10 protein-coding genes are annotated in these 9,697 nt (G+C 44.8%); 4 read left to right on the forward strand and 6 right to left on the reverse strand.

All coding sequences use genetic code 11. The annotated features are described in order from the left end of the window. Positions 1 to 97: 97 nt before the first annotated feature. Positions 98 to 2,404: a 1,4-alpha-glucan branching enzyme gene (glgB, locus tag P5683_RS19795; RefSeq protein ID WP_008056071.1), complete on the forward strand. Its 2,307-nt coding sequence runs from the start codon at positions 98 to 100 to the stop codon at positions 2,402 to 2,404. Positions 2,405 to 2,618: 214 nt separating this feature from the next. On the opposite strand, the gene P5683_RS19800 is transcribed toward glgB, so the two are convergent. Beyond that, positions 2,619 to 3,404, reverse strand: a complete 786-nt coding sequence (locus P5683_RS19800) for a 2-phosphosulfolactate phosphatase family protein (RefSeq protein ID WP_006622807.1) — start codon at positions 3,402 to 3,404, stop codon at positions 2,619 to 2,621. A gap of 77 nt (positions 3,405 to 3,481) precedes the next feature. On the opposite strand from P5683_RS19800, the gene dacB reads away from it, so the two are divergent. From dacB to P5683_RS19815, 3 genes are all read left to right on the forward strand, one after another. Continuing rightward, positions 3,482 to 4,906, forward strand: a complete 1,425-nt coding sequence (gene dacB / locus P5683_RS19805) for a D-alanyl-D-alanine carboxypeptidase/D-alanyl-D-alanine-endopeptidase (RefSeq protein WP_315640943.1) — start codon at positions 3,482 to 3,484, stop codon at positions 4,904 to 4,906. A gap of 23 nt (positions 4,907 to 4,929) precedes the next feature. After that, on the forward strand, positions 4,930 to 5,484 hold the full coding sequence (locus tag P5683_RS19810) for a hypothetical protein (protein WP_006622805.1): 555 nt from the start codon (positions 4,930 to 4,932) through the stop codon (positions 5,482 to 5,484). A gap of 91 nt (positions 5,485 to 5,575) precedes the next feature. Further along, a complete protein-coding gene (locus tag P5683_RS19815; protein WP_315640944.1) occupies positions 5,576 to 7,396 on the forward strand; it encodes an ABC-ATPase domain-containing protein in 1,821 nt (606 codons plus the stop codon). Positions 7,397 to 7,679: 283 nt separating this feature from the next. On the opposite strand, the gene P5683_RS19820 is transcribed toward P5683_RS19815, so the two are convergent. From P5683_RS19820 to P5683_RS19840, 5 genes are all read right to left on the reverse strand, one after another. Then, positions 7,680 to 7,934: a type II toxin-antitoxin system VapC family toxin gene (locus P5683_RS19820; protein WP_006622802.1), complete on the reverse strand. Its 255-nt coding sequence runs from the start codon at positions 7,932 to 7,934 to the stop codon at positions 7,680 to 7,682. 189 nt (positions 7,935 to 8,123) lie between these two features. Next, positions 8,124 to 8,390 (reverse strand): hypothetical protein, encoded by a 267-nt coding sequence (locus tag P5683_RS19825; RefSeq protein WP_006622801.1) that lies wholly within the window; start codon positions 8,388 to 8,390, stop codon positions 8,124 to 8,126. Positions 8,391 to 8,442: 52 nt separating this feature from the next. Beyond that, positions 8,443 to 8,655 carry a hypothetical protein gene (locus tag P5683_RS19830; RefSeq protein WP_152343995.1) on the reverse strand — a complete coding sequence of 71 codons (213 nt, stop codon included), beginning with the start codon at positions 8,653 to 8,655 and terminating at the stop codon, positions 8,443 to 8,445. Between the two features lie 39 nt (positions 8,656 to 8,694). Then, positions 8,695 to 8,985 (reverse strand): hypothetical protein, encoded by a 291-nt coding sequence (locus tag P5683_RS19835; protein ID WP_006622790.1) that lies wholly within the window; start codon positions 8,983 to 8,985, stop codon positions 8,695 to 8,697. Further along, positions 8,945 to 9,307 carry a DUF6972 family protein gene (locus P5683_RS19840; RefSeq protein WP_006622789.1) on the reverse strand — a complete coding sequence of 121 codons (363 nt, stop codon included), beginning with the start codon at positions 9,305 to 9,307 and terminating at the stop codon, positions 8,945 to 8,947. The genes P5683_RS19835 and P5683_RS19840 overlap by 41 nt, the downstream gene beginning before the upstream one ends. Positions 9,308 to 9,697 lie beyond the last annotated feature (390 nt).

Genomic DNA, 9,697 nt, shown 5'->3' on the forward strand with positions numbered 1-9,697 from the left:
GCTATCGTCGCATTGTCCGGGAACAACCGGAAAAATGTCGCGTAAATGTATCAGTGTTAACTCTAGTAATCTTTTTGTTGTAGAGCGTTTGATATCCATGACCATAGCATTAGATCAGATTGACAAGATTGTTTGGAACCATCACCACGACCCCTTTGAAGTCCTAGGCCCCCATCAAATTGAGAAAGATGGAAAAAGCCTATGGGCCGTGCGAGCCTATCTCCCCACCGCTGATGCAGCATGGGTTGTACTACCCGAAGAACGGAAAGAGTACCCCATGTACTCCGTTCATAACCCCCACTTCTTCGAGTGTGTTATTGATATTCCCGAACTGAAAAACTATAAACTGCGCTTCAAGGAAGGGGAACACGAGCGCGTCACCCACGACCCCTATGCTTTCCGTTCCCCCAAATTAACCGATTTTGATATTCACCTATTCACCGAAGGTAATCACCATCGTATTTACGAAAAACTCGGCGCTCACCCCATGAACTTAAATGGCGTGGATGGGGTCTACTTTGCCGTTTGGGCTCCCAACGCTCGCAACGTCTCAATTCTGGGGAACTTTAACCACTGGGATGGTCGCAAACACCAAATGCGGAAATTTGGTAACGGAGTCTGGGAACTCTTTATTCCTGAAATTGGTGTAGGAGAAGCCTACAAATACGAAATCAAAAACTTCGAGGGTCACATTTACGAAAAATCCGACCCCTACGGTTTCCAACAGGAAGTCCGACCCAAAACCGCCTCAATTGTAGCTGAGTTAAATAACTACAAGTGGAACGATGACGAATGGATGGAGAAGCGGCGGAATACCGACCCTCTCGAACACCCCGTCTCTGTTTATGAATGTCACCTAGGTTCTTGGAATCGCGCTCCCTTTTCTGAACCCCACACATTACCCGATGGAACCGTTGAGCCTCCTGTACAGGCCGTAGAACTGGATCCCGGTAGTCGGTTCTTTACCTATCGGGAAATGGCCGATCAAATGATTCCCTACGTCAAAGAACTAGGTTTTACCCATATCGAAATTCTACCCGTTGCCGAACACCCCTTTGATGGGTCCTGGGGTTATCAGGTTACAGGCTACTATGCTCCCACTTCCCGGTTTGGCACTCCCGAAGATTTTATGTACTTCGTAGATAAGTGTCACCAAAACGGTATTGGGATAATTGTGGACTGGGTACCTGGTCACTTCCCCAAAGACGGTCACGGGTTGGCATTCTTTGACGGAACCCACCTTTACGAACACGGAGACCCCCGCAAAGGTGAACACAAAGGATGGGGAACCCTTGTATTTAATTACTCGCGTAATGAAGTCCGTAACTTCCTGGTAGCTAATGCTCTGTTTTGGTTTGAGAAGTATCACATCGATGGTATTCGGGTTGATGCTGTCGCTTCCATGCTTTACCTCAACTATTGTCGGGAAGATGGGGAATGGGTCGCTAACGATTATGGCGGGTGTGAAAATATCGAAGCTGCTGACTTCATTCGCCAGACTAACCATGTCATTTTTAGCTACTTCCCTGGTATCCTCTCCATTGCTGAAGAATCCACTTCCTGGCCAATGGTTTCCTGGCCAACCTATGTCGGTGGTTTAGGCTTTAACCTCAAGTGGAACATGGGTTGGATGCACGATATGTTGGATTATTTCCACATGGACCCCTGGTTCCGCCAGTTCCACCAAAATAACATTACCTTTAGTATGTGGTATCACCACAGCGAGAATTTCATGTTGGCTTTGTCTCATGATGAGGTCGTACATGGTAAAAGCAATATTCTCGGTAAAATGCCAGGGGATGATTGGCAAAAATTTGCTAATGTCCGCGCTTTATTTACCTATATGTTTGCTCACCCTGGTAAGAAAACTATCTTCATGGGGATGGAGTTTGCTCAATGGAAGGAGTGGAATGCTTGGGGAACCTTGGAATGGGAAATGTTGCAGTTTGATGCACACAAAGGGATTCAGCGCTTTTTTAAAGATATAAATACTCTCTACCGCAGTGAACCGGCTCTCTATGACCAGGACTTTGCGGAAGCCGGGTTCCAGTGGGTTGATTGTAGCGATAACCGCCATAGTGTGGTCTCTTTTATCCGCCGTTCTAAGGATACAGGTGAGTTTGTGGTAGTGGTTTGTAATTTCACTCCCCAACCCCATAGCCATTACCGCGTCGGCGTTCCCGAAGTCGGCTTCTATACGGAGTTGTTTAATAGCGATTCTGGTGAATACGGTGGCAGCAATATGGGTAATTTGGGCGGAAAATGGACTGATGAGTGGTGGTTCCATAATTATCCCCAATCCCTTGATTTGTGTCTGCCTCCTCTCGGCGTGCTGATTCTCAAGTTGGCTCAAGAGAAAACTGCTAAGGCTTTTCAGCAGTCGGAAACTGATGATGCACAATAAGTCTAATTAAAACATTGTGACAACAGAAAACCTGGTTTCTTTGCGGAAGCCGGGTTTTCAGTTGTTGCTCATAGAATATCAACCTGTCTTTCCTAATCAAGCATACTTCCAACCCTCACGCTCAACCCCTCTCCCATAGGCAGAGAGGGGAGTAATTCATCAATTATTTATGATCTAATAGCCAGAGAATTTTTCTTAGCCATCAATAAACAGCCTATAAGGGGAGGGATTGTTCAATCCAATATTGAAGACTCTGCATTTTCATTTTCGATTTAATCAAGACCCCTGGTTCGCTTTGGATGGGTAGCACGGTTACAATGTCTGTGTCAGCGCAATATTTCAGGTCGTCGTAGCATTCGAGACGTGCTAGACGTTGACCATGGCTGGCGGTATTCATGAGTTTGTATAGTTGATTTTGCCATTGGTAATAAAGGGCTACAGCACCGAAAACCTCATCATTCCCCCCTAGGTTATCTATGGGATAACCCATTTCTGAACACAAGCTATTAATAATGGCTCCGGCACAGGCGGTGTCTTCTAGGGAAAAGCTACCTTCCCAACCTGATGCTACTATCCAGATGGTTTCTGGTTTGGTGGTCATTAGATATTCTACGACGGTTCGGCGATTTACTAAAGCTGATGTGATTACTACGGGGGCATTCTGAACCTTCTGGAGGGCGCGGGTCCCGTTAGTGGTGGTCATAAAGAGTCGTTTACCTTCAACCACTTCTGGGGTACAGTTGAGGGGAGAATTACCTAGGTCACAACCTTCGACTTTTTGCCCCCCCCTTTCACCAACTCGTAGGCGTTTGTCGGCGGGCCATTTTTCGCTGACTTCCATGAGTTCATCGATATCGCTGAAGACTTGCACGGCTTCCGCCCCTGCGTTCAGAGCTGTGGCTATGGTGGTAGTGGCTCGGAGTACATCAACAACGATCGCACAATCGGGAATGCTGTCTGTAGGAGTTAATTCGGGGGTATGGTAAACAAAAATTTTCACGACGGTTATATGTATTAAATTAATACTGACAGTTTATATATTTCCACATCTGTGTGGCAATTCTCCAAATAAGGACTATGAAATCAATTGCGATCGCTCTCTTTTCGACTCTGATCAGTTTCTCTGTGCCGGTTATGGCCAACGAACCTAGGTCTATATGTCCAGCGGTACTAGAAACTGAAATTAATGCGATCGCCCTTGACCCCAAATTCTCTCGTTCCCGCTGGGGAATTATGGTTGAGTCCCTAGACTCTGGCCAAGTTTTATATAGTCTGGACTCGGAGCGTTTTTTTCTCCCCGCCTCGACGATTAAACTCTTAACTACGGTGGCGAGTATAGAAACACTAGGGCCAGATTTTCGCATCCGTACTTCTGTTTATAGTAGTGGCAATGGCAATGTTTATATTGTCGGAAGAGGTGACCCGACCATTACTAATACTGAACTGGAAAGTTTAGCCCAACAATTGCGCGATCGCGGTATTTCCCAAATTGATACCTTGGTGGCTAAGGACGGATATTTTCCGGGGATGACTGTCAATCCTAACTGGGAATGGGAAGATGTACAAGCGGGTTATGGAGCCCCGGTTAATAGTCTGATTTTACATCAAAATTCCCTAGATTTAAAACTCTGGCCGACTGAAAATGTGGGGCAACCTTTACGAGTAACCTGGGTTAGACCTGAACAAGGAATCGGCTGGCAAATTGATAATCAAACCCGGACTGTTAGCACTACAGAACCTGAATTTGTAGCGATTGGGCGCTCTTTTACGGAACCGATTATTCGGGTGTCTGGGCAGTTGCATATTGGGGCGGAACCAGAAAATGTTTTTGCGGCTGTTGTTAATCCGGGCGCCAACTTTTTGGAGGGATTCACAACCATATTATCACAACAAGAAATATCTGTCAATAGGGGGATACTGGCTAATTATTCTCAGCGTTCGGAACCGGAAGTTGCCTGGGTGGAATCACCGCCATTGTCGGAATTGGTGAAGACTTTAAATATGCAAAGTAACAATGTATTTGCTGAGGCAATTGTTAGAACTTTGGGAGTCCAAAGACCTAGTTTGGATGCAGCCAGTTCGGGATTAAATATGATAGCGGAAGTGCTAGATAATTTAGGGGTTAGTCGGTCAGGATATGTACTGCGAGATGGTTCTGGGTTGTCTCGTCATAACCTGGCTACTCCCCAAGTGTTGGTGGCAACTTTGCGGGTAATGTGGAACTCTCCCCACTGGGAAATTTATCAAGATGCTATCCCGGTGGCGGGGGTCAGTGGCACTCTGGAAAGACGCTTTCAAAATACGCCAGCACAGGGTCAGGTATGGGCAAAAACTGGTACTATGAGAGGGATGTCTTCTCTGGCGGGTTATGTAAAATCTGAGAGTTATTCGCCTTTGGCTTTTGCTATCATAGTGAATCAGTCGAATTTATCAACTCAGGAATTACGAGAAGCTATTGATAGAATAGTAGTGCTTTTAAGTAGTTTACAACCCTGTGATTAGTCGATAAAATTAGAGGTAAAATTATGGCGAAAAGTCTGGGGGAACTGAAACAGGAATGGGATAGCCTTAATCAGAGATTAAATGAGGCGATCGCTGAATATCATGCCGTCCGCCGTATCCGGTCAGATTTTCAGGTAAAGTTGATATTTCCTGAAGATAAATCAGCGGCAGCCATGACCGAATTTCATCACCAAGAACAACAAGCGATCGCTGACCTGCCAGTTAACTTACAGCATATTGACCAAGATATTAAAGTGGCTGTAATGAAGGTCAAAAATCTGCAAGCATCTCTGAGAGCCAAGCAATCTCAAATGTATGAAACCCAAGCCCAAATTATCTGGGAAAAATTAATCAAGCAATCGGCAAAAATCAACAAATTATCAGATACCCTAGAGACAGAAATTAAAGTGTTGAGGGAAATCAACAACGAATTTGATGCTAGTTTAAGTCATCTACTTCCGGCCCCTCCGGTATTCGTGAAAATTGCAGCGAGGACATTTCCTTATATTTATGGCCATCACAACTATATAGAAATTGGCGAAAAACAGCTAAATATAGATGCGGATGAAATAGGGTAAAAATTGCGGACGATACAGCCCCGAATTTGCTAAAATATTATGGCGGCATGAAGGGCTGGTATAATATATATTTGAATGGTCAACTTTGCCGATGAATAATAAACAGTATATGCATCAAAAATTACTAGACCTCGACAACCGAGGTTATAAAGCCTATAAAGATATATCGGGTGAATATGAATTTCCCGACTTTACCCTAATTATTGATTATGTCCAGGGCGATCCCTTTGCTTCCCCCAGTAAATTTCGGGTACAAATTCCACCAGCGATCGCCAATTTTCCGCCGCAACTATACAAAAACCCGATCCGAGAAGTGGCGCTAAGAGACTATCTTACCCGACAGTTTGACCGCGCGGCTTATGAAATTAGCAGTCGTCGGGGTACGGGTAAAAGTGGTATGATTGCGATTACCAGGGTTGGTCAGGAAGTGCTGGCGCGGACTTCCGCCTACTTAGTGGAGGTCGCTAACCGAACCCCGAAAACCATAGGAGGAAACCCGGCGCTACAACGGGGGAAACCGATAGCCGCCGCGTCGGAAAAAGGCATCGAAATTCGCTTTTTTGTGGGACTCCCAGCCAGGGGTCGCAATATTCTGGGTCGCCAAGCGGTGGCTATGTTATGTGAGGATATTCCGGCTATTGTCGATCGCGCCCTCAAATACGAAAACCTAGACGAAGCAGCCTGTCAGCGTCACGTGGAAACGGTGGAAGATACGGAAAGTCTGCGACAACAATTAGGCGATCATTCCCTGGTAGCTTTTATTGCTAATGATGCTATTTTACCGCGCCAAAGTGGGGTGAATGACCGCCCCTTATCGAGGGAAAATGCGATCGCTTTTCAGTCTCCGGGTTCCTTAGAAGTTGAACTAAACCGACCCAACGCGGGACCGATTAGGGGTTTGGGTATTCCTAGGGGAATTACGCTAATTGTGGGGGGTGGATATCATGGAAAATCGACTCTTCTTAAAGCTATTGAAAGGGGAGTTTATAACCATATCCCTGATGATGGCAGAGAATTTGTGGTGACGGACGCGGCTGCTGTGAAAGTGCGCGCCGAAGATGGTCGCAGTGTGGCGGGGGTGGATATTTCACCTTTTATTAATCAGCTTCCCCAAGGGCGATCGACTACTGATTTTTCCACGGAAAATGCTAGTGGTAGCACGTCCCAAGCGGCTAATATTATGGAAGCCTTGGAAGCCTTAATTTTAGGAGAAAAACGGACTCCTCCGGTGTTACTGGTAGATGAGGATACGGCGGCGACTAATTTTATGATTCGCGATCGCCGCATGCAGGCTTTAATTGCGAAGGAACAGGAACCGATTACGCCTTTTATTGATAAGGTTAAACAACTATACGATGATTATGGGGTGTCTACTATTCTGGTGATGGGGGGAAGTGGCGACTATTTTGATGTGGCTGATACGGTGATAGCTATGGATAATTTTCAGCCAGTGGAATTGACCGAAAAAGCTAAGGCGATCGCCGCTGAATATACCACGGGTCGCACCTCAGAAGGGGGTCAAAAGTTTGGTAAGATTAAGCCACGGGTTCCCCTACCAGAAAGTCTTGATCCTAGTCGTGGAAAGCGAGATGTGCGGGTGAAAGTGCGAGATGTGGATGAGGTAAGTTTTGGGTCGGAGGATGTGGATTTATCGGCGGTGGAACAGTTGGTGTCTAAAGACCAATTAAAGGCGATCGCTGAGGCGATGGTTTACGCTAAAAACAGATACATTGATGGGGTAAAAACTCTCCCAGAAATTCTTGATCAAGTTATGGCAGATCTTGATGAAAAGGGTTTGGATATCATTAGTCCTTTTCCCCAGGGAGATTTAGCTATGTTCCGACGTTTTGAATTAGCGGCAGCTATTAACCGCCTACGAAGTTTGGAGGTTAAATCAGACGAGTTATCATGACACTAACCATTGTTACTGGTCACAGAAATGCCGATCAACCCGGTTTCTAGTTGACATCTTGGGGAAGATAGAGAAACCCTCACATCAGCCAGGTTTCTGAGTCTCAGGCGATATGGTATCCGCAATTGGAAGGCGATCGCTCCTACCAAAGAAACCCGGTTTCAGGGTTCAAGGAGAGGGAAAAAATAGGGTGCGATCGCGTAATTCCCTAACGCAATAAAGCAACAAATCCAGCTTGTTCAAAATGTTTATCATAAGCGAGTGCTTCTAATATATTTTGTTGTTACATAATTTTAAATGAGGTGCAATCTGTGTGACTCCATGCTTGATCGGGTCGGCTATGATATAACTCAAGTGCGCTTTTAAAGAGTTCATTGGTTTGACTGACAACTTGAATTTCAGAATTATCCAAGGCGTAATTAATAAATATCACAGCTTTTTCTCTATAAAAACGTCCCTTTCCCGAAAAAGCATTGAGTAATTCAGTAAACACCATTTCACTGGTGACAATAGACACATTTTTTAGATAAATTGCCATGTTTCTAGCTTGGGGATGTAGATCGTCATCGGGATTTACAGCTTGTTCACCAGTCGCTTAATATATTGCCCTCACCCTAAATCTGGATCCCAGAGAGGGAGAGGGACTTTGAGAGGTGATCAGATGATTTCTGAACAGACTGTAGTAAGGCAATCCAATAACCTGTATCCGCCAAGATTTTTTTCATGCTTATTCCTTGGGCGATCCATACAAATAGTGGTCTATATTCTTGGAGAAGTCCGTTGGTAGCTTGGTGTTTTCTTCTGCGATAATTTCAGAATTAATTTTATCTATAAACTTTAAAAAAGATGGTTCTTCTTGAGTTTCTGAATTTGATGCCGCCGAATCATCTTGTTGATTTTTGGCTTTGATGAAGAGTAAGAAGTTTAACACTTCTGTTACTAAAGGATCCGGGATTTGGGAAATCTCACGAATTAATTGTTCTCTTGCAGACATGGTTATATTCTCCTCAACGTTAATGCTTCTACGCTGCATTCAGCCTTACGGTCTATGATAATTCTAGCATGGGCGATCGCTCTGACTTATGCCAAGAAACCGGGTTTATAGCAAAATCTCTGTGAGGATGCAGAAACTCTGACAGAAGGTTTCTGAGTCTAGGGGATATGTTATCCGCAATTGGAGGGCGATCGCTTTTACATCCCGGAGAGAATCGTTGAGTTTCTAGGGTAAATATTTGTGGGCATCGGGTTTCCTTCCTCAACCCAACCTACCCCTATAACAAAAAGCGATCGCCTTGCTTTTACTCCGGTTGCCCAAACCGACCTGTGACTCGTTCGTATTCATCTTCCAGCAACCACATTTGACTTTCTTCGTAAGTATCACTGGTAAAGATAGATTTATAGTTTTCTGCCGGATTTTGAATCGAGAATTTACCGGATTGTTCTTTAACTAACATCAGAATATGAGGGGGTGAAAGCCAAGGGTCTACCCAGATTTCGGCAAACTCCCATTGTTTTTCTTCTCTGGTCGTAATTTGCGTTTTGGCGTTTTCAGGATTTTGTGGTGCGCGGTCTGGTGCGAGGTATGACATGATATTTCCCTGTGCTTTTTTTTATTTTTATTTCTCCATAGTGGAGAGGAATTCTCGTTCCATCTAATTTGAGGATATACCCAATTGGTTCGGCAAAAAATAATCCATAGCGTTCGTATTTGTCTTCTGAATCTTCCGCTCCCGTCCTTTCTCCTCTTTGCTTAATTTCCTCTCCCACCCTCTCCATTGTCTGGCGATCGTTAAATAAATAGACCATTCCTTCGGTTTTCAGTTCTCTTTGGGATTTTTCGGTTTCGGGTAAATGTTTGTCAATCAGACTGGTTCGGTTTTCTATATATATTTCTCTGTCAATACCACTCATCTGATTTGCTGTACTAGCTATCTCTCTATAATAAAAACCGGGTTGGCGTGTTCTAGTTGAGTGGCTAATTAAACGGCTTTACCATGATGTTGGTCTGTAATGGAAGATAAAGCAATGGCAAAAGATGTATCTAAAAAGACTTCAATCATCCTCAGTAATGGAGTTTCCGTATAGATACTGGTCAATGTTCTCGGACCAATCGGGCTTCCCTTGTAACTGTAAGGACTGGGCTGTTTGTAGAAATGTCTTGGGGGTGTCTTTAGGGGCAAATAGGGTTTCCACAGTAATTTTCACGTAAAACTCCTGGGAGGGTTGGAAGCTCCGTGATTTATCGCGGAGAGGAAAACCGACTCAAGCGGCTTTAGCCGCCAGCACCCCCTTGCGGGGTGG

The sequence above is a fragment of the Limnospira sp. PMC 1279.21 genome (assembly GCF_032349615.1).
GTDB classification, from domain to species: Bacteria; Cyanobacteriota; Cyanobacteriia; order Cyanobacteriales; family Microcoleaceae; genus Limnospira; species Limnospira fusiformis.